The organism is Amycolatopsis sp. NPDC114504 (assembly GCF_055633595.1).
In genome coordinates this window covers 415,155-435,537 of record NZ_JBVKDU010000004.1, presented here as the reverse complement: position 1 = coordinate 435,537, position 20,383 = coordinate 415,155, and the positions used below count along the sequence as shown (strand labels likewise).

Annotated in this window: 24 protein-coding genes; 13 read left to right on the top strand and 11 right to left on the bottom strand. The window is 72.1% G+C overall.

Annotation, left to right across the window (positions count from 1 at the left end):
- Positions 1-12: 12 nt before the first annotated feature.
- The 3 genes from ACZ7PG_RS31840 to ACZ7PG_RS31830 are packed head-to-tail and all read right to left on the bottom strand — an operon-like array spanning position 13 to position 3,104.
- Positions 13-1,455 (bottom strand): alpha/beta hydrolase, encoded by a 1,443-nt coding sequence (locus tag ACZ7PG_RS31840; protein ID WP_470242827.1) that lies wholly within the window; start codon positions 1,453-1,455, stop codon positions 13-15.
- Between the two features lie 32 nt (positions 1,456-1,487).
- Complete coding sequence (locus tag ACZ7PG_RS31835) at positions 1,488-2,207, bottom strand: ABC transporter permease (RefSeq protein WP_470242826.1); 720 nt, start codon at positions 2,205-2,207, stop codon at positions 1,488-1,490.
- Between the two features lie 12 nt (positions 2,208-2,219).
- Positions 2,220-3,104, bottom strand: a complete 885-nt coding sequence (locus ACZ7PG_RS31830) for an ABC transporter ATP-binding protein (RefSeq protein WP_470242825.1) — start codon at positions 3,102-3,104, stop codon at positions 2,220-2,222.
- A gap of 107 nt (positions 3,105-3,211) precedes the next feature.
- On the opposite strand from ACZ7PG_RS31830, the gene ACZ7PG_RS31825 reads away from it, so the two are divergent.
- Positions 3,212-4,351, top strand: a complete 1,140-nt coding sequence (locus ACZ7PG_RS31825) for a sensor histidine kinase (protein ID WP_470242824.1) — start codon at positions 3,212-3,214, stop codon at positions 4,349-4,351.
- On the top strand, positions 4,348-4,950 hold the full coding sequence (locus tag ACZ7PG_RS31820; protein ID WP_470242823.1) for a response regulator: 603 nt from the start codon (positions 4,348-4,350) through the stop codon (positions 4,948-4,950). Before ACZ7PG_RS31825 ends, ACZ7PG_RS31820 begins: the two co-directional genes overlap by 4 nt.
- Before the next feature lie 11 nt (positions 4,951-4,961).
- Here the strand turns inward: ACZ7PG_RS31820 and ACZ7PG_RS31815 are convergent, their stop codons facing one another.
- On the bottom strand, positions 4,962-5,870 hold the full coding sequence (locus tag ACZ7PG_RS31815) for an SDR family NAD(P)-dependent oxidoreductase (RefSeq protein ID WP_470242822.1): 909 nt from the start codon (positions 5,868-5,870) through the stop codon (positions 4,962-4,964).
- A gap of 129 nt (positions 5,871-5,999) precedes the next feature.
- Here ACZ7PG_RS31815 and ACZ7PG_RS31810 point away from each other — a divergent pair, with 129 nt between their 5' ends.
- The 5 genes from ACZ7PG_RS31810 to ACZ7PG_RS31790 all read left to right on the top strand — a co-directional run bounded on the left by ACZ7PG_RS31810 (position 6,000) and on the right by ACZ7PG_RS31790 (position 8,843).
- Entirely contained in the window at positions 6,000-6,671 is a 672-nt protein-coding gene (locus tag ACZ7PG_RS31810; protein WP_470242821.1) for a TetR/AcrR family transcriptional regulator, read from the top strand.
- A 17-nt stretch (positions 6,672-6,688) separates the two neighbouring features.
- The gene (locus ACZ7PG_RS31805; RefSeq protein WP_470242820.1) at positions 6,689-6,940 is read left to right on the top strand and encodes a hypothetical protein; all 252 of its coding nucleotides are present in this window, start codon (positions 6,689-6,691) and stop codon (positions 6,938-6,940) included.
- Between the two features lie 162 nt (positions 6,941-7,102).
- A complete protein-coding gene (locus ACZ7PG_RS31800; RefSeq protein WP_470242819.1) occupies positions 7,103-7,258 on the top strand; it encodes a CopG family transcriptional regulator in 156 nt (51 codons plus the stop codon).
- On the top strand, positions 7,258-7,626 hold the full coding sequence (locus ACZ7PG_RS31795; RefSeq protein ID WP_470242818.1) for a VOC family protein: 369 nt from the start codon (positions 7,258-7,260) through the stop codon (positions 7,624-7,626). The genes ACZ7PG_RS31800 and ACZ7PG_RS31795 overlap by 1 nt, the downstream gene beginning before the upstream one ends.
- Positions 7,623-8,843: an MFS transporter gene (locus ACZ7PG_RS31790; RefSeq protein ID WP_470242817.1), complete on the top strand. Its 1,221-nt coding sequence runs from the start codon at positions 7,623-7,625 to the stop codon at positions 8,841-8,843. The genes ACZ7PG_RS31795 and ACZ7PG_RS31790 overlap by 4 nt, the downstream gene beginning before the upstream one ends.
- A gap of 43 nt (positions 8,844-8,886) precedes the next feature.
- Here the strand turns inward: ACZ7PG_RS31790 and ACZ7PG_RS31785 are convergent, their stop codons facing one another.
- A complete protein-coding gene (locus ACZ7PG_RS31785; protein ID WP_470242816.1) occupies positions 8,887-9,375 on the bottom strand; it encodes a beta-class carbonic anhydrase in 489 nt (162 codons plus the stop codon).
- Positions 9,376-9,467: 92 nt separating this feature from the next.
- Positions 9,468-10,403 carry a GlxA family transcriptional regulator gene (locus tag ACZ7PG_RS31780; protein ID WP_470242815.1) on the bottom strand — a complete coding sequence of 312 codons (936 nt, stop codon included), beginning with the start codon at positions 10,401-10,403 and terminating at the stop codon, positions 9,468-9,470.
- A gap of 71 nt (positions 10,404-10,474) precedes the next feature.
- On the opposite strand from ACZ7PG_RS31780, the gene ACZ7PG_RS31775 reads away from it, so the two are divergent.
- Both ACZ7PG_RS31775 and ACZ7PG_RS31770 read left to right on the top strand, forming a co-directional pair.
- On the top strand, positions 10,475-10,810 hold the full coding sequence (locus ACZ7PG_RS31775) for a cupin domain-containing protein (protein ID WP_470242814.1): 336 nt from the start codon (positions 10,475-10,477) through the stop codon (positions 10,808-10,810).
- Positions 10,811-10,897: 87 nt separating this feature from the next.
- Positions 10,898-11,671 (top strand): hypothetical protein, encoded by a 774-nt coding sequence (locus ACZ7PG_RS31770; RefSeq protein WP_470242813.1) that lies wholly within the window; start codon positions 10,898-10,900, stop codon positions 11,669-11,671.
- A 32-nt stretch (positions 11,672-11,703) separates the two neighbouring features.
- Here ACZ7PG_RS31770 and ACZ7PG_RS31765 read toward each other — a convergent pair whose 3' ends face one another.
- Entirely contained in the window at positions 11,704-12,624 is a 921-nt protein-coding gene (locus tag ACZ7PG_RS31765) for a LysR family transcriptional regulator (RefSeq protein WP_470242812.1), read from the bottom strand.
- A 70-nt stretch (positions 12,625-12,694) separates the two neighbouring features.
- Here ACZ7PG_RS31765 and ACZ7PG_RS31760 point away from each other — a divergent pair, with 70 nt between their 5' ends.
- On the top strand, positions 12,695-13,633 hold the full coding sequence (locus tag ACZ7PG_RS31760) for an SDR family NAD(P)-dependent oxidoreductase (RefSeq protein ID WP_470242811.1): 939 nt from the start codon (positions 12,695-12,697) through the stop codon (positions 13,631-13,633).
- On the opposite strand, the gene ACZ7PG_RS31755 is transcribed toward ACZ7PG_RS31760, so the two are convergent.
- Positions 13,528-14,445: an aldo/keto reductase gene (locus tag ACZ7PG_RS31755; RefSeq protein WP_470242810.1), complete on the bottom strand. Its 918-nt coding sequence runs from the start codon at positions 14,443-14,445 to the stop codon at positions 13,528-13,530. The genes ACZ7PG_RS31760 and ACZ7PG_RS31755 overlap by 106 nt on opposite strands.
- Before the next feature lie 84 nt (positions 14,446-14,529).
- Between ACZ7PG_RS31755 and ACZ7PG_RS31750 the strand changes: the two genes are divergently transcribed.
- Positions 14,530-15,099, top strand: a complete 570-nt coding sequence (locus ACZ7PG_RS31750) for a TetR/AcrR family transcriptional regulator (RefSeq protein ID WP_470242809.1) — start codon at positions 14,530-14,532, stop codon at positions 15,097-15,099.
- 79 nt (positions 15,100-15,178) lie between these two features.
- Here ACZ7PG_RS31750 and katG read toward each other — a convergent pair whose 3' ends face one another.
- The 3 genes from katG to ACZ7PG_RS31735 are packed head-to-tail and all read right to left on the bottom strand — an operon-like array spanning position 15,179 to position 19,060.
- A complete protein-coding gene (katG, locus tag ACZ7PG_RS31745) occupies positions 15,179-17,404 on the bottom strand; it encodes a catalase/peroxidase HPI (protein WP_470242808.1) in 2,226 nt (741 codons plus the stop codon).
- Between the two features lie 23 nt (positions 17,405-17,427).
- Complete coding sequence (locus tag ACZ7PG_RS31740) at positions 17,428-17,853, bottom strand: Fur family transcriptional regulator (protein WP_470242807.1); 426 nt, start codon at positions 17,851-17,853, stop codon at positions 17,428-17,430.
- A 55-nt stretch (positions 17,854-17,908) separates the two neighbouring features.
- Positions 17,909-19,060 (bottom strand): acyl-CoA dehydrogenase family protein, encoded by a 1,152-nt coding sequence (locus ACZ7PG_RS31735; protein ID WP_470242806.1) that lies wholly within the window; start codon positions 19,058-19,060, stop codon positions 17,909-17,911.
- A gap of 184 nt (positions 19,061-19,244) precedes the next feature.
- Between ACZ7PG_RS31735 and ACZ7PG_RS31730 the strand changes: the two genes are divergently transcribed.
- Complete coding sequence (locus tag ACZ7PG_RS31730; RefSeq protein ID WP_470242805.1) at positions 19,245-19,715, top strand: peptidase inhibitor family I36 protein; 471 nt, start codon at positions 19,245-19,247, stop codon at positions 19,713-19,715.
- Positions 19,716-19,732: 17 nt separating this feature from the next.
- Positions 19,733-20,350 carry a hypothetical protein gene (locus tag ACZ7PG_RS31725; RefSeq protein ID WP_470242804.1) on the top strand — a complete coding sequence of 206 codons (618 nt, stop codon included), beginning with the start codon at positions 19,733-19,735 and terminating at the stop codon, positions 20,348-20,350.
- The last annotated feature ends 33 nt before the right edge of the window (positions 20,351-20,383 follow it).

Here is a 20,383-nt window from a genome sequence, read left to right as displayed (position 1 = left end):
CTCCGGGGAGAGTCAGCGGTTCTCGGCGGCGCAGAACTTGTCGTGCGCCGGCCGCGAACCGGTGACCAGGAACTCCGTCACCGTGCTGGTGCCGCACTGGTTCGGTGCGAACAGGTAGGCGCCGTGCCCGCCCTGGTCGACGGTCACCATCCGGGCGCGGTCGCCGAACGCCGCGCGCAGTTCGCGGGCACCGGCCAGCGGCGTCCCCGGGTCACGCTCGTTCTGGATCATCAGCACGTTCGCCGGGCCCCGCCCGGTGATCCGCACCTTCGGCTCCGCCGGCGCCGACGGCCAGAACGCGCACGCCGCGATGTTCGCCGAGGCCGCGCCGAGCAGCGGGTACCGGACCCGGTCGACCGCCACGTCCAGCTGGTAGCTCGCCACCGACCGCGGCCAGGCCGTGTCCCCGCAGAGCACGGCGAACCGCGCCGAGAAGAGGTTTTCGGCCACCTCCGCCGCCGTTTCCGGCAGCTTCGGGGCCTGACCCCGGTCCAGGGCCTGCCAGTTCTTCGCCAGCGGTGTCAGGTCCGTGCTGTAGAGCCCTTCGAACGTCAAGCCGCGGAAGACCGACCCGGTGATGCCTTCGACCGGGGTCCGGTCCAGCCGCGCGGCCAGCTCGTGGAACTTGGCGGTCACCCGCGCGGGCGTGCCGCCGAGCCCGTACTCCGGGTGCGCCGCGGCGAACTTCGCGAAGTCCGGGAAGCGGTCCTCCATCCCGCGGCCGAAGCCGCGCATCGCGTCGATGTCGTAGCCGCCCGGCCCGAGGTTGCTGTCCAGCACGAACCGGTCGCTGCGCTCGGGGAACATCGTCGTGTACACCGCGCCCAGGTACGTGCCGTAGGACGCGCCCAGATAGGACACAGTGGACTCACCGAGCGCGGCGCGGATGCGGTCCATGTCCCGCGCGGTGTTCGCCGTCGTGATGTACGGCAACAGCGGCCCGGTCGCGGCGGACGCGCACTGCTTCGCTTCCGTCTTCGCGAGCTCCGCCTGCTTCACGACGTCGCCCGGGCCCTTCGCGTACGGCAGGTTGCCGACGGCCATCTGCTCGGGCGTCAGGTCGCAGGTCACCGGGGTGCTGTGCGCGACGCCGCGCGGGTCGAAGCCGATGATGTCGTACTCGTCGAGCACGCTCTGCGGGAGTTTCACCAGCTTCAGCAGCTGCGGGTAGTCCAGGCCTTCGCCGCCGGGCCCGCCCGGGTTGGTCAGCAGCACGCCCCGCCGCTTCTCCGGGTTCTTGCTCGGCAGCCGCGACACCGCGACGTCGATCTTCCGGCCGTCCGGGTTCCGGTAGTCCAGCGGGACCTTCATCGTCGTGCACTGCAGGTCCGGCGTCGGGAACGCCCCGGCCGGGCACGCACCCCAGTCGAGCCCGCCCGGCGCGGCGGAGGCCGCCGGGACCACCACGGTCGAACCCAGGACGGCCACGGCCGCGGCCAGCAAAGTCTTGCGCATCGGATTTCCCCTCTTGTCGTTCCGGCCGCCGGTCAGCGGCGCGGTTCCCAGCGGAAGAGCCGCGCGGCCAGCGCGACCGCGATGACGACCCAGGCCAGGGTGGGTCCGAAGAGGACCAGCGAGTCGCTGAGCGGCTTGCCGCCGTTCCAGGCGTTCAGCACCAGCTCGGTCGCCGAGCCGCCGGGCAGCAGCCGCTTGAGCAGCGTGAGGTCGCCGGTGCCGGTGACGCCGACCCAGCCGGACACGGCGATCACGCCGAGGCTGACCGGCAGCGTGGTGACCTGCGCGTGTTCGGGCGAGTTCGTCAGGCCCGCCGTGGCCAGTCCGAGCGCGAGCATCATGGCCACGACCGACACCACGGCCGCGACCAGCAGCAGCGGGTCGGCCGGCGTGCCGGCGACCACGGCCAGCGCCCCCAGGATGACGGCGATCTGGAGCACCGAGAGCACGGTGATCGGCAGCAGCAGCCCGCCGAGGATGCCGGCGTCGCCCGCCGCGGTGGAGCGCAGGCGCTTGAGGAACAGGTTCTGACGGCGGGACGCCAGGGTGGTCACCGTCGTGGTGTAGAGCCCGATGCCGGCCACGAAGAACAGCGCCAGCGTGGCGATGTAGCCGAGGCTGCCGATCTCGGTGAAAAGGTCGTGCTTGGCGATGAAGAACGCGCTGAGCGCGGCCGGCAGCACCAGGGCGGTGACCAGGACGAGGCGGTTGCGGAAGATCTGGATCAGCTCGCCACGAGCGATCGTGAGCATGGGATTCCTTTCTCAAGAGTTTTCGATGGCGCGGAAGACGTCGTCGAGCCGCGTCGGCCCGGCTTGGAGGTCCTGCAGCTCCACGGCGTTGTCCTGCGCCCAGCCCAGCAGCGTGTGCAGGTCCTTCTGCAGGCCGAAGGTCTCGACGAGGAACTTCCCGTCCGCCCCGCGCGTGGCGAGCAGCGGCGGCGACGGCGTGTGCGGCGGGAGCCCGAAGCGGATGGTCGCCGGCAGGGTCCGCGTCAGCTCGGCGACGGTGCCCTCCCGGTGGAAGGTGCCCTGGTGCATGAGCCCGATGCGGTCGGCGCGCTGCTGGGCTTCTTCGAGGTAGTGCGTGGTCAGGACGACGGTCGAGCCGTCCTCGCGCAGCCGGTCCACCGCGTCCCAGAGCGCGTCGCGGGACTGGATGTCCAGACCGGTGGTGGGCTCGTCCAGGAAGACCAGCTCGGGGGTCCCGTAGACGGCGGTGGCGAAGTCCAGCCGCCGCTTCTCGCCGCCGGAGAGCTGGCCGACCGTCGTGGTGGCCTTGCGGGTGAGGTCGACCATGCCGAGCACGCGCCCGACGTCGTCGGCCCGCTCGGTGAGCCCCCCGATCAGCCGGACGGTCTCCCGCACGGTCAGGTCCGGGGAGAACCCGCTCTCCTGCAACATGATTCCCATCCGCGGCCGGACCGCGGCGCGGTCGCGGGGGTCCTTCCCGAAGACCCGGACGGCGCCCGACGACGGCGTGCGGTGGCCTTCGACCGTTTCCAGCGTCGAGGTCTTCCCGGCGCCGTTGGTGCCGAGCAGCGCGTACAGCTCCCCGCGTTCCACCTGGAACGAAAGGTCTTTGACGGCGGCGAAAGCGCCGTAGGTGAGGTTCAGGCGATCGACGTCGATGACGGGTGTCGTGGACATGCTCCGATTCCAGCGGTCCGCGCCGCCGGCCGGCAGTGTGCTGACGTCACCCGCACACATGACGCAGTGTCACTGGTGGTGCCCGCCGCGCCCGTTAGGCTCGGATCATGGAGGTGCCCACGATCGCGCGCAGGACGTTGTGGACCGGCGGGGCGGTCCAGGACCGGCTGCGCCGGCTCAACCTGATGACGACGATCCCGCCGCTCGCGCTCGTCGGCGTGCTGCTGCTGGTGTTCACCGCGCGGACCTGGTGGCACGTCGTCATCCAGGTCGTGGGGCTGATCGCGGCGCTGGCGACCGCCGAGCGCTGGACCGCGGGCGACTACCTCCGCGTCGCGCGGCCCAGCCTGGTCGTGACCGCCGTCGTCTGGCTGGCCGGGGCGCTGACCGACGACACCGCCGCGTTCTACGGCCTGTCGCTCGTGGGGTCGTTCCTCATCCCGCCGCTGCGGCGCCACCGGCTCGCGGCCCTCTTCGGGCTCGGCGCGCTGGTCGCCGTCCTGGGCGCGGCGAACCTGCTGACGCACGACGACCGCGTCGGCTCCCGGCTGGTGCAGTTCGTCGCCGTTCCCGCGGTGGCGGTGCTGGTCTCGACCGCGTTCATGTTCGTCAGCCAGCGGTTCTTCGACCTGATCGCGGAGCTGGAGCAGTCGCGGGAGCGGGAGGCGGAGCTGGCCGTGACCCGGGAGCGCGTGCGCTTCGCCGGCGACCTGCACGACATCCAGGGCCACACGCTGCACGTGGTGAAGCTGAAGGTCGCGCTCGCCGAGAAGCTGCTGGACAGCGACGTCGACCGGGCACGCGCGGAGCTGGGGGAGGTGCGCCGCCTGGTCGGCGACACGATCGTGCAAACCAAAGAGCTCGCTTACGCGCAGCGGCGGCTCAACCTCTCCGCCGAGCTGGAGAACGCGAAGAACCTCTTCGAGGCGGCGGGCATCCACGTGCGCGTCGAGCGCGAGTCCGAAGTGGACGCTCGCGCGGGTGAGCTGCTCGGCCAGGTCCTGCGCGAGACGACGACCAACATCCTGCGGCACGCCGACGCGCGGCAGGTGCGGATCACCCTTTCCCGGCGCGGGATCGCCATCGTCAACGACGGCGCGGCCGAGGACGGCCCGCTCGAGCTGAGCGGGCTCTCGACGTTGCGGCACCGCCTGACGGAGACCGGTGGCGAGCTGGAAGTGTCGCGGACGGACGGCCGCTTCCTGACGGCGGCTTATCTTGTGAAGACCCCGGAGGACGGCCGATGACCACCGTGGTGCTCGCCGACGACGAAGCCCTGTTGCGCAAGGCGCTCGCGGCGTTGTTGCCCTTGGAGGGCGAGATCACCGTGCTCGCCGAGGCCGAAGACGGCGAGGAGGCGGTGGCCGCCACGCTGCGGCACCGCCCGGACGTGCTCGTCATCGACCTCGAGATGCCGGGGGTGGACGGACTCGGGGCGGTCGCGCGGATCCGGCAGGCGCGGCCCGGGCAGGTGATCCTGATGCTGACCCGCCACGCCCGGCCCGGGGTGCTCCGGAAGGCGCTGAAGCTGGGCGTGCAGGGCTTCGTCAGCAAGTCGGCCGAACCCGCGCACATCACGGAGGTGATCCGGACGCTGCACGCGGGCAAGCGCTGGATCGACCCGGACGTCTCGGCGCTCGCGGTCGTCGACGACTGCCCGCTGACCGACCGCGAGCTCGACGTCCTGCGCGCGACGCGGGAAGGCTTTTCGGTGGCCGACATCGCGGGGCAGCTGCACCTGGCGGAGGGAACGGTGCGCAACTACCTGTCCAACGCGATGCAGAAGACCCAGACCCGCACCCGCCACGAAGCGGCCCGCTACGCGCGCGAGCACGACTGGCTCTAGCTCTCGCGGCGTCAGCCGACCGGGAACTTGATCCCGGTGAGCTCCTCCGACACCGTCCACAGGCGACGCTGCACCGCCACGTCGTAGGACTGCGGCGTGGACGTCACCACCTCCGGGCGTCCGCGGTAGCCGCCTACGCCGGACGGGCCGTAGTACTGGCCGCCGAGGGCGGCGGGGTCCGTCGCCGCGCGGAGGGTCGGGAGGGCGCCGCGCTCCGAGCTCTGCGTGAACAGCGGCGCGACCAGCGGGAAGAGCGCGCGGGCGATCGCCGGGGAGTTGCGCATCAGCTCCGTGCGGGCCACGCCGGGGTGGGCGGCGATGGACGCCGTCGTGCCGTGCGGGGCGAGGCGGCGCTGCAGTTCGTAGGCGAACATCAGGTTCGCGAGCTTGGCCTGCCCGTACGCCGCGACGCGGTCGTAGGAGTTCTCCCACTGCAGGTCGTCGAAGTGGATCGAGGCGCGGATGCGGTGGGCGATGCTGGCGACCGTCACGACCCGGGAGCCCTCCACCGGCAGCAGCATGTCGAGCAGCAGGCCGGTGAACGCGAAGTGCCCGAGGTGGTTCGTGCCGAACTGCAGCTCGAAGCCGTCGGCGGTGGTCTGCTTCGGCGGGTACATCACGCCGGCGTTGTTGACCAGCAGGTCGATCTTCGGCAGCGTCCCGTGCAGCTCGGCCGCGGCGGCCCGGACCGAGTCGAGGGACCCCAGGTCCAGCTGCTGCACGGTGACGTCGGCGTTCGCGCCGAGCCGGGCGGCGGCCCGCTTGCCCTTTTCGACGTCGCGGACGGCCAGCACGACCGTCGCGCCGCGCTCGGCCAGCACCTTCGCGGTGTCGAACCCGAGCCCGGTGTTGGCCCCGGTGATGACGGCGACGCGGCCCCGCTGGCTCGGCACGTCGCGTTCGGTCCAGTTCTCGCCCATGGCGTTCCCTCCGTCGGCGGCCCTTTCGGACCGGCGGTCTGTTATGAGGACGACGCTAAGGAACCATCGGTCTGTTGTCAAGAGACTGCCGGTCTTCAATTTCGCGCGACGGGCGTTACGCTGGGTGGCATGACGTTCCAGCGGGCCCGCAGCGCGGAGCAGCGGGAGGAGCGGCGCCGCACGATCCTCGACACGGCGCTGGCGATGCTCGACGAGATGCCGGTGGCCGACGTGAGCCTCAACGAGCTCAGCCGGCGGGTCGGCCTCGCGAAGTCGAATGTGTTGCGCTACTTCGAATCCCGCGAGGCGGTGCTGCTCGAGCTCCTCGACCGCGCCCTGCGCGACTGGCTGGACGAAGTGGCCGTCGAGCTGTCCGCCGGCGTCGACCCGGACGGGCCGGCGGCGGAGCGGGGCGAGCGGTTCGCGACGGTCGTCGCCTACTCACTGGCGCGACGCACGGTGCTCTGCGACCTCATCGGCGCGCAGGCGGGTGTCCTGGAACACAACGTGTCGACCGACGCCGTCGTGCGCTTCAAGCGGTCCGCACTGGCGGGGCTGGGCTCGATGGCCGAGCTGATCCGGCGGTACGTGCCGGAGGTCGGCGAGGAGGCGGCGTCGGTGTGCCTGCTGGCGATGATCCTGACCGGCGGGCTGTGGACGCACTGCCGCCCGTCACCGAGCGCGCTGGCGGCGTACGAGGTGGACCCGGCGCTGGCGGCACTGCACCTGGACCTGGCCCCGGCCCTGGAGAACGGCCTGGCGCTGCTGATCGCGGGAGCGATGAAGCGCAACGGCGGCTAAGACCACCGCACTATCGGATGATCGGTCGTCGGCGCGATGCCGGCGGCGGTGGGCGGCTCTACGAGGTGACCGTCCAGGGCTCGGTGGGCGTGCCGTGGAAGCAGGAGGTGGTGGTGACGGCCGGCCAGCAGGCCGAAGTCACCGCCACGCCGACCGGGGCTTTGACGCTCACGTGCCGCGTGTTGCTTGACGGGGCGAAGGAGCTGGCCAAGGCGACGGCGCCGGGCCCGGGGAAGCCCGTGTCGTGCACCAGGGTCACCGACTCCTGAGGGACTTCGGTCATCCGGCGAAGAGGGTGGTCCGCGGCGGTCACGCAGGGCGGTCGCGACCACCCGGTCGAAGATGAGGTTCGGTGGCCGGGTGTCCTGCCGCAGGCGAAGTGCCGGACTTCATGCGTGCAAGCGGGCATGCCCATTTGCTAGCATGTGGGCATGCCCGACCCCGCCAAGCGGCAGTTCAGCGTTTACCTGCCGGCCGAGCTCATCCGGCGGGTGAAGCACGCCTCCGTCGACGCCGATGAGTCCCTCTCGGCCTATGTCGAGCGCGTGCTCGAGGACCACCTGCGACAGAGCGAGGAACGCCCGTGATGCGAGTGCTGCCGATCCGCTACACCTCGGACGTCGAAGCCATGACCCGCTTCTACGAGACGCTCGGCCTTCACCTCGGCCCGGTCTCGCGGCCCGGCGGGTGGGTCGAACTGCCCGCCGACGCCGGCACGCTGGCGGTCCACCGGGGCGAGCAAGGCCAGGGCGAGCAAGGCCGGGGCGAGCAAGGCCGGTGCGAACTCGCCTTCGAGACCGACGAACGCCTGGAAGACGTCGCGCAGCGCCTGCGCAAAGCCGGGTACGAGCCCGGGCCCGTCATCGACGAAGGCTTCGGACACTCGGTGCGCGTTCCCGACCCCGACGGCGTCCCGGTGCAGATCAACGCCTACGACCGCGAGCTCTACACGTGAGCCTGGCGGCGAGGGAATCGCGTCTCCTCGCCGCCGGGATCGTCGCGCTCGAGTTCGCCGCGGCCGTCAGCAGCTTCGTCGCCTCCACCCTGCTGCCGGTCGTCGCCCGTGACCTCGGCGCGGGGGACCGGCTCGGGCTGCTGATCGCCGGCTCCACCCTGGGGCTCTTCGTCGCGCTTCCGCTGGCGAGCCGGGTGCTGGGCCGGCTCGGCACGCGGGGCACCCTCGCCGCCGGGATGCTCGCCTACGTCGGCGGGCTCGTCGTGGCCGCCACCGCCCACGGCGCGTGGATGTTCGCCCTGGGCCAGCTTTCCACCGGGCTCGCCAGTGGCCTGCTCGCGGTGTTCGGCGTCAGCTCCGCGATCCGGCACCTCGACGAGCGCCTGCGTCTGCGCGTGGTCGCCGCGTCGTCGGCGATGTGGATCCTGCCCGCCCTGGTCGGGCCGGCCGCGACGCTGGGTCTCGAACACCTCGTCGGGTGGCGCTGGACCCTGCTGGTGCCGGTGCCGTTCGTCCTCATTGGACGGTTATTGGTCGTGCGCGACGATCGGCCCCCGGACGACGCCCCGCGGCCGCTCGGCCGGACGTTGCTGGTACCCCTGGGCGCGGCGGGAGTCGTGCTGAGCGCCGGGTGGTGGCCGCTCGCGGTCGCCGGCGCCGTCGTCGCCGCGGCCGGGATGGTCGCGATCCTGCCGGCCGGCACCACGCACCATCGCCGCGGGACGCCGGCCGCGCTCGCGGCGATGGTGCTGTTCGCGGTCGGCTACTTCGGCGCCGACAGCCTGATCACCGTCCTGCTGACGACGGGGTTCGGCATGAGCCTCGCCCAGGCCGCGATCGTCCTCAGCGCGGCGCCGCTCGGCTGGGCCGTGACGAGCCTGTCCGGATGGCGCTTTCCCGCGGCCGGCTTGAGCCTGACCGCGCTCGGCACGGCCGTCTTGGCCGCCGGTGGCCCGTTCCCGGTGGTGCTCGCCGCCTGGACGGTGGCCGGGATCGGCGTCGGGCTCGCCTATCCCGGCCTGTACGTCCGGGCCTCGACCCCGGGGCCGGGGCTCACCGCGACGGAGCTGGCCACCGCGGTGATCACGGCCGAGAGCGTCGGCCAGCTCCTGGGCCGCGCGATCGGCGGCGCGTTGAGTCCGGCCGGCGGGTTGGCCGTCGCCTACGCGGTGTTCGCGGTCGCGCTGGCCGCGGCCGCCGCGGTCAGCCGAAGGTGACCCACCGCGACAGGTTGCCGAGACTCGTCACCTCGGCCGGCGGTCACGCGACTTCGTCCAGCTTCCCGGTGGCGACGTCGAACACGAAGCCGCGGACGGAGTCCTTCTTCGGGATGAACGGGCTGTTCTTGATCCGCGCGATCGACTGGCGGACGTCCTCGTCGAGGTCGCTGAACGCTTCCGCGGCCCAGGCGGGCTTCACACCGACGTCCTCCTGGATCGACTTCTTGAAGTCGTCGTCGGTGAAGGTGAGCATGCCGCAGTCGGTGTGGTGGATGAGGATGATCTCCTCGGTGCCGAGCAGCCGCTGGCTGATGGCGAGCGAACGGATCTCGTCTTCGGTGACGACGCCGCCGGCGTTGCGGATGACGTGCGCTTCGCCTTCCCGCAGGCCCAGCACGCCGTAGACGTTGATGCGCGCGTCCATGCAGGCGAGCACGGCGACGTGCTTGGCGGGCGGCAGCGGGAGCGGCCCGGTGAAGGTCGCGGCGTACTCGGCGTTGTGGGACAGGAGCTCGTCGGTGACCGACATGGTGATCCTTCCGGCGGGAAAAGCGATGGGCCGAGTGGACCGCTCGCCGCGTCCGGGCGCAATGCTGCCCAGGAACTGGGACACCGCCGGTTCTACGGCGTCCGGAACGTCCGCCGGTAGGCGCCGGGAGTCGTGCCGACCTGGGCGCGGAAGCGGCGTCGCAGGTTGACCGCCGACGTCCACCCGACCCGGGTCGCGATCGCCTCCACCGGCAGGTCCGTCTCCTCCAGGAGCGTGCGGGCCTCCGTGACGCGGCGGGCCAGCAGCCACGCGCCGGGGCTCGTGCCGAGCTGGTCGGCGAAGCGCCGGGCCAGCGTGCGGGGCGAGACACCGGCCCGCGCGGCCAGTTCGCTCAGCGGCAACGGCGTCCCGAGGCGGTCGCCCGCCCAGCCGAGGAGGCCGTCGAGCGCGTCCGGCGGCGGGGGCGGCGGGGCGAACTGCGCCTGGCCGCCCTCGCGGTGGGGCGGCATCACCATGTGCCGCGCGACCAGTGCGGCGTGCGCGGCCCCGTGGTCCTGCCGGACGAGGTGCAGGCACAGGTCGATCCCCGCACCCGCCCCGGCGCTCGTGGCGACGTCGCCGTGGTCGACGTACAGGACGTCCGGCTCCACGCGCACCCGCGGGAACTCGCGCCGCAGCTGCTCGGCGCGGCCCCAGTGGGTCGTCGCGGACCGGCCGTCCAGCAGGCCGGTCCGGGCCAGCGCGAACACCCCGGAGCAGATGGTGACGAGCCGCGCGCCCCGGGCGTGGGCCCGCAGCAGCGCGCGGCGGACGCGGGCCGGCAGCGGCGCCTCCACCGGTGCCCAGCCGGGGATGATCACGGTGTCGGCGGAGTCCAGCGCGGCCAGGCCACGCGAGACGGACATCGCGTAGCCGGCCGTCGTCGGCACCGGGCCGGGCGTCTCCGCGCACACCTCGAACTCGTAGTGCTGCGGCACCCCGGCCCGCGGCGTGCCGAAGACCTCGGCGGCGCAGCCCAGCTCGAACGTCGACTGCACCGGCCGCACCAGGGCCACCACGCGATGCATGGCAAGAAAGTACCCCAAGGTGTCTTCCCGGACACTGGCCCGGCCCGTCCGGCGCGGGCACCGTGGCGGTCATGCACCCCGAGATCCTCGACCAAGACGGCTACACTTGGTCCACCGTAAGGGAAGCGCCCGTCCGTGAGCTCTTCCCCGGCATCCGGTTCCGTCCACTGTGGACCGGACCGGCCGGCGCGCACGCGGGAGTCCTGGAAATGGACGCCGGGACGTCGTGGCCGCGCCGGGACGTCCACGAGCCCGGCCCGGAGGAGGTCTACGTCGTCACGGGCACGTTCAACGACGGCGCCCGCGACCACCCGGCGGGCACGTTCCTGCACGCGCCGGCGGGCACGTGGCACGTGCCCGCGAGCACCACCGGCTGCACGCTGTTCCTGTTCTACCCGGAGGGCTGACGACGTCCGCCCTGGTGCCGGACGGTTCGCTGCGGTACAACCGGAGGCGTGGCCGAGCGCGTACGGCGCCCCGACCAGCATGCCGCCGTGGAGCGGGATGTGCTGGTGCGGTACCTCGACGCGTGGACGGCGAAGGCCCTGCGGTCCCAGCGCGGCGGCACGTACGTCGAGTGCGGCGGCTTCGCGGCCGACGCGTTGCGGGTCTTCGGTGAGTTCTCCGACCGTCTCGACGGCCACCACCTGGAGCTGGTGATTGTCGGCTCGGCCGCGCCCGAGGAGGTACCGGCGGGCCTGTCGGTGCGGGTCGCCGACGATCCGCGCGAGCTCGGGGTCACCTGGCCGGTGCTGACCCATTTGGACGGTCCGGAAGCGTGGCCGCTGGTCGCGTCGATGGCCCGGGGCAAGGGGCACGAGGTGCTCGTCACCGCGCCGGCGGGGGAGCACCCCGTGGAGCACGGGTGCGCGGTCGAGCTGGTCGCCGAGGACGGCGAGGCGCGCTTGCTGGTGTTCCTCACCGCGGACGCCAAGCACCTCGCGACGTTCAAGAGCGAGCTGTGGGCGGTCGACGAGTTCGCGGGCATCCGCTACCGCGACCCGCGGGACGCCGAGGGCACCCTGGTCGACATCTCGCTGACGCCGCAGCTGCTGCCGTTGCGCCGGGCCCTGGTGGCCGAACTGGCGCGGCGGGGGAGCCGCACGGTCGCGGAGCTGCAGCACTTCACGCTGCTGGAGACGATCTACCGCCCGGAGGACGCGATCGGGGCGCTCGGTTCCGCGGTCACCGCCGGCGAGGTCACACGGGATCCCGAGAAAGGGCGGTTGACGCCGCGGACCGTGGTCGCCCTTCCCACCCGGTCGTGAGTGAGAAACAGGGTTAGAACACTGTTTCTCACTCACGACGGCGGCGGAGGGGATTCGAGGGCGGCTTCGCGCAGGGCCGCGGCGACCCGGCCCGCCGCGTCGGACAGCGGCCGCGGGAGGTGGGCGAGCAGGAGGCGGCGCTGCTCGCCGGGACCACCGCGGACGGCCAGCACACGCACCCCGGGCGGCACCACCGCGCCGAGTGAGCCGGGCACCGTCGTGATGCCGCAGCCGGCCGCGACGAGCTGGAGCTTCGCCAGCCAGTCGCGCGCGGTGTGGGCGATCTCGGGCCGCTCGTCCAAACCGGGCCACACGCCCATCACGCGGTCGTCGCCCGTGCCCGCGATCCAGCGCTGCCCGCGCAGGTCGGCGACGTCGACGTACTCCCGGCGTGCGAGCGGATCACTCGCCGGCACGGCCACGCGCAGGCTGCGCTCGGTGAGGGTCCGCACGGCCAGCGCCGGGGTCTCGGTGTCGAGCGGGCGGAACGGCGGCGCCGACGCCACCAGCGCGAGGTCGAGGGTGCCCGCGCGCAGGGCGCGGACCAGCGCCGGCGTGCCGCCTTCCCGGCTGAGCACGGTGATCGCCGGGTGCGTGCGCCGCAGGGCGGCCAGCGCGCGGGGCAGCAGGACGGCCCCCGCGGTCGGGAACCAGCCCAGCCGGACCGTGCCCTGCTCACCCGGCAGCCCGGCGAGCTCGCGCGCGGTCGCGTCGAGCTGGTCGATGACGTCGGCGGCGCGCCGGACCACGATCAGCCCGGCCGCCGTGAGCCGCACGCCGTCGTGGCGTCGTTCCAGCAACGGCGTCCCCGCCGCGCGCTCCAGTGACGCGATCTGGCGGGAGACCGCGGACTGGGTGTAGCCGAGCGCGGTGGCCGCGGCCGTGAGCGTGCCGCGCTCGGCCACCTCGCGGAACACCCGTAGGGCGGTCAGCGAGGCGTCGGCGAAGGTCATGACATCTACGCATACCAGGTCTGCGTTTCTTTCGCTGTTCGCATGGCCGGAGCGGTCCTAGCTTGGAGGCATGACCCCGAAAGTCGTTCTCGTCACCGGCGCCACCCAAGGCCTGGGCCTCGCCCTGGTCGAAGGGCTCGCGGCCCGGCTGTCCCCCGCGGACACCGTCTACCTGACCGGCCGCGACGCCGGGCGCGTCGCCCAGGCCGTCGAAGCCATGCCCGCCGGCGGCGCCGAGGTCCGCGGTGAGGTCCTCGACGTCGCCGAACCCACGGCGCCCGGCCGCCTCGCCGCGCGGCTGGCGGAGCGGCACGGGGGTGTCGACATCGTGGTCGGCAACGCCGTCATGCGCGTCGGCCCGGAAGACGACCCGCGCGCGATCGTCCGCGCCTACGCCGAGGTCAACAACTTCGGCACCACCCGGCTGCTGCGCGCCTTCGCGCCGCTGCTGCGCGACGACGGCCGCTTGCTCGTCGTGGCCAGCTCGCTCGGCACTCTGGACCACCTCGCGCCCGTGCTGCACAAGCGGTTCGCCCGGCCGTCCTCATTGGACGCAGTGGACGAGCAGGTGGCCGCCTGGCGCGACGCGGTCGAGGACGGCAGCGCCCGCGCCGGCGACTGGCCGGGCTTCGTCAACATCCCGTCGAAGATCGGCCAGGTCGCGGCGGTGCGGGCGCTCGCCGCCGAGCGCCGTGACGACGACCTGGCGCGCGGGATCCTGCTCGCCGCCGTCTGCCCCGGGATGATGAACACGCCGACGTCCGCCCTGTGGTGGGACGTGCGCGACGCGCCGAGTCCCGCGCAGGCGGCGGACGCGGTGCTGGACCTCGTGTTCCGGCCCGTCGAGCCGGCGCAGTACGGCGAGCTGGTCCGCCACGGCGTCGTCGTGCCGTGGACCCGGAATCAGCCGAGGGCGGCGTCCAGCGAGCGGGTCGGGACCTCGCCCAGTGCGGCCAGCGTGTCGCCGTCGAGCACGACGTCGCCGGCGGAGACGTTGCCGTCCAGGTGATCCGCGCTCGCGGTGCCGGGGATGAGGTGGACGTTCGGGGCGTGGTGCAGCAGCCAGGCCAGCCCGATCTGCGCCGGCGTGCGGCCCAGCTCCCGCGCGGCCGCTCGCACCGCCGGCTCGTCGGTCACCTTCGGCAGGCCGGGGAAGGCGCCGCCGAGCGGGAAGAACGGGACCCAGGCGATGTCCTCCGCGACGCAGAGCGCGAGCATGTCCTCGTCGTCGCGGCCGACGAGGCTGTACGCGTTCTGCACGCACGCGATGCCGGCCGGGAGCGCCCGGCGCAGGACGTCGAGGGTCACGCTGCTGAGGCCGATGGCGCCGATCTTGCCCTCGTCGCGCAGGGCCGTCATCACCGCGAGCTGGTCGTCGAGGCCGACCAGCTGGTCGCCCTCGGCCAGCACGCCGGGCCGCCGGTCCGCGCGGCGCAGGTTGACCAGCGGGATCCGGTCGAGGCCGAGCGCGCGCAGGTTGGCTTCGACGCTCGCCCGCAGCTCCTCCGGCCGTTGCGCCAGGCGGAGCGGGATCGGGCCGCCGGGGTCGGGGTCGGCGCCGACCTTGCTGGCGACCAGGACGTCGTCGCCGGGCCGGATGGCCTCGCGGATGACCTCGTTGACGAAGCCGTTGCCGTAGAACTGGGCGGTGTCGACGTGGTCGACGCCGAGGTCGAAGGCCCGGCGCAGCAGCGCGACGGCCGCGCCGCGGTCGTCGCGGAGGCGTTCGAGCTGCATCGCCCCGTACCCGACGCGGGCGACGGTCCGGCCGGCGAGCGCGCCGGCGCCACCCGGCCGCGGGGCACTTTCGGTGGAAGGCATGCGTAGTCCCGTCTTCGTGCGATGATGGCGAAGCGGAGGAACCTCCGCTAAGCCGACAGTAGCACAACCGGAGGTGCCTCCGTTTTGTCTTCGCCCGAACCCGACCGCCCGGTGCGCTCCGACGCGCGGCGCAACCGGGAGAAGCTCGTCGCGATCGCGCGGGCCGCCTTCGCCACCGCCGACGGCACGGTCGCGCTGGAGGCGATCGCTCGCGAGGCCGGCGTCGGCATCGGCACGCTGTACCGCCACTTCCCGACCCGCGAGGCCCTCGTCGAAGCCGTCTACGCGGCCGAGCTCGACGACGTCACGGCGAGTGCCCCGGCGCTGCTCGCGGATCTCCCACCCGAAGCCGCCCTGCGCGCGTGGATGGACCGTTACGCGGCTTTCGTGGAAACCAAGCGCGGAATGGGCGACATCCTGCGCGCGAGCCTGGCATCCGGCCGCATCGCGACCCCGGCGACCCGCGGGCGCATCACCGCGGCGATCGGCACGATCCTCGACGCGGGAGCACTCGCGGGCACGCTACGCGCGGGCGTCGACCCGGAAGACGTCACTTTGCTGCTGCTGGGCGCGTTCCTGTCCACATCGGCCGGTCCGGACGCGGAACGGACCGGCCGGATGCTCGACTTGATCGTCGATGCCCTGCGCCCATGACCCGGACCGGACGACCACACGAAGAACGGGCCCGGCCGATCCGAAGATCAGCCGGGCCCGTCACCGAATCAAAACCGAATCACACCAGGTCGAACCGGTCCAGTTCCATGACCTTCGTCCAAGCCGCGACGAAGTCCGCGACGAACTTCTCGCTCGCGTCGTCGCTCGCGTACACCTCGGACAGCGCGCGCAGCTGGGAGTTCGCTCCGAACACCAGGTCGACCGCCGTGGCGGTCCACTTCAGCTTGTCCGTGCTCGCGTCCAGGATCTCGTACACGTTCTCCTCGGACTCCGATGCCTTCCAGCGCGTTCCCGGGGACAGCAGGTTCGCGAAGAAGTCGTTCGTGAGCACGCCCGGCTTGTCCGTCAGGACGCCGTGCTGGGTGCCCGCCAGTGCGCGCAGGCCGCCGACCAGGACCGTCATCTCCGGGGCCGACAGCCCGAGCATGTACGCGCGGTCGACCAGGAGCTTCTCCGGCTGGCTCTTCTCGCCCGCCCGCAGGTAGTTGCGGAACCCGTCGGCGCGCGGCTCGAGCACCTTGAACGAGTCCGTGTCCGTCTGCTCCTGGGTCGCGTCCGTGCGGCCCGGGTGGAACGGCACCGTCGTCTCGACACCCGCGTCGCGCGCTGCCTTCTCGACCGCCGCCGAGCCCGCCAGCACGATCAGGTCGGCCAGCGAGATCTGCGCGCCGCCCGCCGCGTTGAACTCCTGCTGGATGCCCTCCAGGGCCGACAGGACCGTCGCGAGCTGCTCGGGCTTGTTGACCTCCCAGCTCCGCTGCGGCTCGAGGCGGATGCGGGCACCGTTCGCGCCACCGCGCTTGTCGGTGGAACGGAAGCTCGACGCCGACGCCCACGCCGTGTCGACCAGCTGGGCGACCGTGAGGCCGGACTCGAGCACCTTCGCCTTGAGGGCGGCGATGTCGGCGTCGCCCACGAGGTCACCCTCGACGGCCGGCACCGGGTCCTGCCACAGCTGCGGCTCGGCCACCCACGGGCCCAGGAAACGGCTGACCGGGCCCATGTCGCGGTGCAGCAGCTTGTACCAGGCCTTGGCGAACGCCAGCGCGAACTCGTCCGGGTGCTCCAGGAAACGGCGCGAGATCGGGCCGTACACCGGGTCGAAGCGCAGCGACAGGTCCGTCGTGAGCATGGTCGGCTTGTGCTTCTTGTTCGGGTCGTACGCGTCCGGGATGATCTCCGGCGCGTCCTTGGCGACGTACTGCTTGCCGCCGCCCGGGCTCGTGGTGAGCTCCCACTCGAAGCCGAACAGGATCTCGAAGAAGCGGTTGCTCCACTCGGTCGGCTTGTCCGTCCACGTCACCTCGAGGCCACTGGTGATCGCGTCCGCGCCCTTGCCGCTGCCGTGCGTGCTCAGCCAGCCGAGGCCCTGCGACTCCAGCCGCTCGCCCTCGGGCTCCGGGCCGACGTGGTCGTCGGCGACAGCGGCGCCGTGGGTCTTGCCGAACGTGTGGCCACCGGCGATGAGGGCGACGGTCTCCTCGTCGTTCATCGCCATCCGGGCGAAGGTCTCCCGGATGAAGTGGGCCGCCGCCTCGAAGTCCGCGCTGCCGCGGGGACCCTCGGGGTTGACGTAGATGAGGCCCATCTCGGTCGCGCCGAGGTCGGGCACCATCTCGGAGTCGCTCGCGTAACGGTCCTCGCCCAGCCAGTTCTCTTCGGGGCCCCAGAAGATCTCCTCGGGCTCCCAGGTGTCGACGCGGCCGAAGCCGAAGCCGAAGGTCTCGAAGCCCATCGACTCCAGCGCGACGTTGCCGGCCAGCACCAGCAGGTCGGCCCACGAGATCTTCTGGCCGTACTTCTGCTTGACCGGCCACAGCAGGCGGCGCGCCTTGTCGAGGTTGGCGTTGTCCGGCCAGCTGTTCAGCGGGGCGAAGCGCTGCCCGCCGTCACCGGCGCCGCCGCGGCCGTCGTGGATGCGGTAGGTGCCCGCGGCGTGCCAGCTCAGCCGGATCATCAGGCCGCCGTAGTGGCCGAAGTCCGCCGGCCACCAGTCCTGCGAGGTGGTGAGCACCTCGGTGATGTCCCGCTTGAGCGCCTCGACGTCGAGCTTCGCGAACTCCTTGGCGTAGGCGAACTTCTCGCCCAGCGGGTTGCTCTTCGCCGAGTGGGCGTGCAGCACCGTCAGGTCGAGCTGGTTGGGCCACCAGTCCTGGTTCGTGCGCGGACGGCCGCCCGTCTTCGCGGACGGGGCGTCGATCGCCGGGTTCTCGCTCTCGCTGCCGTGCGCGGTCACGGAGTCGTGCGCGACCGGGCAGCCGGCGTTCTCCTGGGTGTTGCTCATCTACTTCCTTCCGGGCGGGCGGATCATTTCGGGATTCGGGTGGCCGCGCAGTCGGGGCAGGTGCCCCAGTAGACGACCTCCGCCTGGTCGATCACGAAGCCGTGGTCGTCCGAGGCGGTCAGGCACGGGGTGTGGCCGACGGCGCAGTCGACGTCCGCGATCGCACCACAGGTGCGGCACACGACGTGGTGGTGGTTGTCCCCGACCCGGGACTCGTACCGGGCGGTCGCGCCCGCGGGCTGGATGCGCCGCACCAGGCCGGTGTCGGTGAGCGCCCGCAGGACGTCGTAGATCGTCTGGTGCGACACCGTCGGGTGCTCGGCCCGTACCAGTGCGATCACCGTCTCGGTGTCGACGTGCGGGTGGTCGCGCAGCGCGGTGAGCACGGCCAGCCTCGGCCGCGTCACCCGCAACGAGACCGCCCGCAGCTGCGCCTCGAAGTCGGTCATCACGACGGCCACCCTAGGGGCCTTCTCTGGAATGAGTCAAGTTATGATCGGCGTGTCACCCGATCTTGTCGCGGGCGATGAGCTGGGCGGCGATGACGGTGCGCTGGATCTCGTTGGTGCCCTCGCCGACGATCATCAGCGGCGCGTCGCGGAAGTAGCGTTCGACGTCGTACTCCCGGGAATAGCCGTAACCGCCGTGGACGCGGATCGCGTCCAGCGCCACCTGCATCGCGGCTTCGGAGGCGAACAGCTTCGCCATCCCGGCCTCCAGATCGGCGCGGACCCCGGCGTCGAGCTTCTCGGCGGCGTCCAGGGTGAGCAGGCGCGCCGCGCGCATCTTGGTGGCCATGTCGGCGAGCAGGTTGCCGACCGACTGGTGCTGCCAGATCGGCTTGCCGAACGACTCGCGCTCCTGGGCGTACCGGACGGCGTCGTTCAGCGCGGCCTGCCCGACGCCCACCGCGCGGGCGGCGACCTGGACCCGGCCGACCTCCAGGCCGCGCATCATCTGCGCCCAGCCCTCGTTCGGCGTCCCGCCCAGCACCGCGTCGGCGCCCACGCGCCGGCCGTCGAAGGCCAGTTCGCACGCTTCGACGCCCCGGTAGCCCAGCTTGGGCAGCTTGGGGGAGACGGTCAGGCCGGCGCCGGGCTCGACCAGCAGCACGCTCATGCCGCAGTGGGCCGGGGAGGCGGCGCGGTCGGTGACGCACAGCAGGCCGATCAGCCCGGAGTGGGCGGCGTTGGAGATCCAGGTCTTCGACCCGGTGATCGACCAGCCGTCGCCGTCGGGGACGGCGTGGGTGCGCATGGCCTGCAGGTCGCTGCCGCCGCCGGGCTCGGTCAGCGCCATCGTGGCGCGGACGGTGCCGCCGGCCATCGCGGGCAGGTACTTCTCGCGCTGCCCGGGCGTGCCGAACGTCTTGAGCAGGTAGGTGATCACCGAGTGCCCGCCGATGGCGCCGGCGAGGCTCATCCAGCCGCGCGCGAGCTCTTCGGTGACCCGGGCGAAGCACGCCGTGCTGACGTCGACACCGCCGAATTCGGCTGGGACCAGCAGGCCGAAGAACCCGAGCGCTTTCATCTCGTCGATGAGCTCGCCGGGGTAGACGTCGTCGGCCTCGAATTCGCGGACGCGGGGGCGGACGCGTTCGTCGACGAACCGCGCGGTCAGGGCCACCATCTGCGTCTCGTCGTCGGTGAGCGTCATCACTCGATCTTAACGCGGACGGCGTACTGTACCCCGCCTCCCATTCGCGTGCAGTCCGGCACCGGTGTCCTCAGAGGATTCAGGCAGACCCCGAAGTCCCGATGGGCACGAGCCGCCCCGATTCGCCCGTATCGACGTACTTTCGATGGCGAAGATCGTTTCGATTCCGGAGAAAGGAACCACAATGGCGAACAACTGGACCAGAACAGCCATCTCGGTCGCCGCCGCCGCTTCGGCCGTTTCCCTGCTCGGCGCCGTTCCCGCGGCCGCCGCGGACGTCGCCCGCCACTGCGTGCTGAACGCGGAAACCGGTGTGCAGCAATGTTCCACGGGCACGCAGCGCTCGCTCGCCCTCGCGGAGGCGGACGGCGACGTCGTCCAGGGCACGTTCTTCGACGGTCCCGACTACACCGGGAACTCGCTGACGATCACCGGACCCGAACTGTGCAAGAAGGACGGCTGGGTCAACTGGCAGTTCGACCTCGGCGACGACTGGAAGAACAAGATCTCGTCCGTGCAGCCGTGGGGGAACTGCTGGGTCTGGCTCTACCCGGAGCCGAACCTCGGTGGCGACCGCGACGGCCCGTTCAAGGAGAACACCGGCAACGTCGGGTCGTTCATGAACGACCGCACCCAGTCCATCGGTTTCAGCTGAGCGAAGGAGCGACCACCATGACCAGCAAGCGGAACACCTGGACGGCGGCGGGCCTCGGCCTGCTGACCGCCGCCGGCCTCGTCCTCACCGCACCCGGGGCGTCGGCCGACGGCCAGCCCACCGCGCGGGAACTGCTCGACAAGTGCGACAACGGCACGGATTCCTGCGTGTTCCACCCGGCCGGCCCGCCGGAAGAGCACACCGGTGCAGGCCACCAGGTCGGCGAAGCGGCTTTCAACTGCACCGGCGATCTGCAGCGCAGCACGGTGAACTGGTCCGACACGACGGGCGAATCGAACAGTTTCGGCGTGTCACTTTCGGCCGAATACGGTTTCTCGGAAGTGTTCAAGGTGTCCATCGAGACGTCTTACCAGCACACGTGGGAGTCGTCGCACACCGAAGGACAGGCGACCAACGTCGACGTCCGGCCCGGCGAAAAGGGATGGGTGGAACGCGCGCCGAAGATGCAGAAGGTGCACGGCACCTACGAAATGCATTTCCCGGACAAGTTCTACGACCACTACATCTGGTACCAGGACTTCGACGCCGACGGCCCGGTGCCCGGCTCGACCGGGGACATCACGCAGCACACCGCGCCGATGACCGACCAGGAGCGCTCCGAGCACTGCGGCTGAGCCGCCGGCCGCCGCCGGGCGAGGGGTCCGGCG

Excerpts from the sequence above, each read along its gene's own strand:
- ACZ7PG_RS31840 (WP_470242827.1), bottom strand. The coding sequence starts at position 1,455 with ATGCGCAAGACTTTGCTGGCCGCGGCCGTGGCCGTCCTGGGTTCGACC.
- ACZ7PG_RS31835 (WP_470242826.1), bottom strand. The coding sequence starts at position 2,207 with ATGCTCACGATCGCTCGTGGCGAGCTGATCCAGATCTTCCGCAACCGC.
- ACZ7PG_RS31830 (WP_470242825.1), bottom strand. The coding sequence starts at position 3,104 with ATGTCCACGACACCCGTCATCGACGTCGATCGCCTGAACCTCACCTAC.
- ACZ7PG_RS31825 (WP_470242824.1), top strand. The coding sequence starts at position 3,212 with ATGGAGGTGCCCACGATCGCGCGCAGGACGTTGTGGACCGGCGGGGCG.
- ACZ7PG_RS31820 (WP_470242823.1), top strand. The coding sequence starts at position 4,348 with ATGACCACCGTGGTGCTCGCCGACGACGAAGCCCTGTTGCGCAAGGCG.
- ACZ7PG_RS31815 (WP_470242822.1), bottom strand. The coding sequence starts at position 5,870 with ATGGGCGAGAACTGGACCGAACGCGACGTGCCGAGCCAGCGGGGCCGC.
- ACZ7PG_RS31810 (WP_470242821.1), top strand. The coding sequence starts at position 6,000 with ATGACGTTCCAGCGGGCCCGCAGCGCGGAGCAGCGGGAGGAGCGGCGC.
- ACZ7PG_RS31805 (WP_470242820.1), top strand. The coding sequence starts at position 6,689 with ATGATCGGTCGTCGGCGCGATGCCGGCGGCGGTGGGCGGCTCTACGAG.
- ACZ7PG_RS31800 (WP_470242819.1), top strand. The coding sequence starts at position 7,103 with ATGCCCGACCCCGCCAAGCGGCAGTTCAGCGTTTACCTGCCGGCCGAG.
- ACZ7PG_RS31795 (WP_470242818.1), top strand. The coding sequence starts at position 7,258 with ATGCGAGTGCTGCCGATCCGCTACACCTCGGACGTCGAAGCCATGACC.
- ACZ7PG_RS31785 (WP_470242816.1), bottom strand. The coding sequence starts at position 9,375 with ATGTCGGTCACCGACGAGCTCCTGTCCCACAACGCCGAGTACGCCGCG.
- ACZ7PG_RS31780 (WP_470242815.1), bottom strand. The coding sequence starts at position 10,403 with ATGCATCGCGTGGTGGCCCTGGTGCGGCCGGTGCAGTCGACGTTCGAG.
- ACZ7PG_RS31775 (WP_470242814.1), top strand. The coding sequence starts at position 10,475 with ATGCACCCCGAGATCCTCGACCAAGACGGCTACACTTGGTCCACCGTA.
- ACZ7PG_RS31765 (WP_470242812.1), bottom strand. The coding sequence starts at position 12,624 with ATGACCTTCGCCGACGCCTCGCTGACCGCCCTACGGGTGTTCCGCGAG.
- ACZ7PG_RS31760 (WP_470242811.1), top strand. The coding sequence starts at position 12,695 with ATGACCCCGAAAGTCGTTCTCGTCACCGGCGCCACCCAAGGCCTGGGC.
- ACZ7PG_RS31755 (WP_470242810.1), bottom strand. The coding sequence starts at position 14,445 with ATGCCTTCCACCGAAAGTGCCCCGCGGCCGGGTGGCGCCGGCGCGCTC.
- katG (WP_470242808.1), bottom strand. The coding sequence starts at position 17,404 with ATGAGCAACACCCAGGAGAACGCCGGCTGCCCGGTCGCGCACGACTCC.
- ACZ7PG_RS31740 (WP_470242807.1), bottom strand. The coding sequence starts at position 17,853 with ATGACCGACTTCGAGGCGCAGCTGCGGGCGGTCTCGTTGCGGGTGACG.
- ACZ7PG_RS31735 (WP_470242806.1), bottom strand. The coding sequence starts at position 19,060 with ATGACGCTCACCGACGACGAGACGCAGATGGTGGCCCTGACCGCGCGG.
- ACZ7PG_RS31730 (WP_470242805.1), top strand. The coding sequence starts at position 19,245 with ATGGCGAACAACTGGACCAGAACAGCCATCTCGGTCGCCGCCGCCGCT.
- ACZ7PG_RS31725 (WP_470242804.1), top strand. The coding sequence starts at position 19,733 with ATGACCAGCAAGCGGAACACCTGGACGGCGGCGGGCCTCGGCCTGCTG.